This window comes from Corynebacterium sp. HMSC036E10, from assembly GCF_001836265.1.
GTDB lineage: Bacteria > Actinomycetota > Actinomycetes > Mycobacteriales > Mycobacteriaceae > Corynebacterium > Corynebacterium coyleae.
On record NZ_KV827935.1, the window covers coordinates 1 to 684 of the forward strand.

Annotated in this window: 1 protein-coding gene; it reads left to right on the top strand. The window is 52.5% G+C overall.

All coding sequences use genetic code 11. The features are described from left to right. Positions 1-186 (top strand): hypothetical protein (locus HMPREF2736_RS12485; RefSeq protein WP_210399432.1); only part of this gene is annotated, 186 nt, incomplete at its 5' end. Positions 187-684 lie beyond the last annotated feature (498 nt).

A 684-nucleotide genomic window follows, 5' to 3' on the forward strand; every position in this document is an offset into this window, starting at 1 on the left:
TCGGAATACCCCTACCAACTACGCGCACTCAGCACCAACTTCGCTACGACTTCGGGCATAAGGGAACGCGCGTTGCAAACAGAGGCGCCAGAGCTCGTCGTTGCCTTTTCCGAGCATTCGAGTCCAAAATCCGAAATGCAAGTTCGCGGTTATCTGCTCCCGCGAATCTCGGTGGTGGGGACTTAATCCCTCCCTTGTGTCTTCAACCCTTTCCCGGACTCCTTCTCCAATTAAAGGATTTCGAGAGAATATCCACGGCACTGAGCCAGCATCGTGTTCGAAATGCTCCCTGAGAGCTTTATCGATGACGTTTCTCAGCCCAACTTCAAAATGGGCAAGTAACTCCAGACCTGCAGAGGCAACCTCCCCAGCCCAAAGATAAAGCTCTCTGGCTTTCTGCACATCGTTGTTTGCTTCCTGCAGATACGGCGCAAAGCGCGAGTCACTGACGAGCTTTGAGAAGAAAAACTCGGAACCAGGACCTTCAACCCCATCTAAGGACCCCAAAGTGTCAACCCCCTTGACCTTTTATGAATGTGCGCACAAATCCAGCACCTATGCTTGGACGTAGCGCCCTTTAAGTGTAATCTCTTTCTCGTACGCCCCGGTGTCGCCTCTGCTCAAGCAAGCGCCCGGGGCTTAAAATTTCCGGGTTAAGTAGCAAAATGTGTGTCCGGTCGGCGT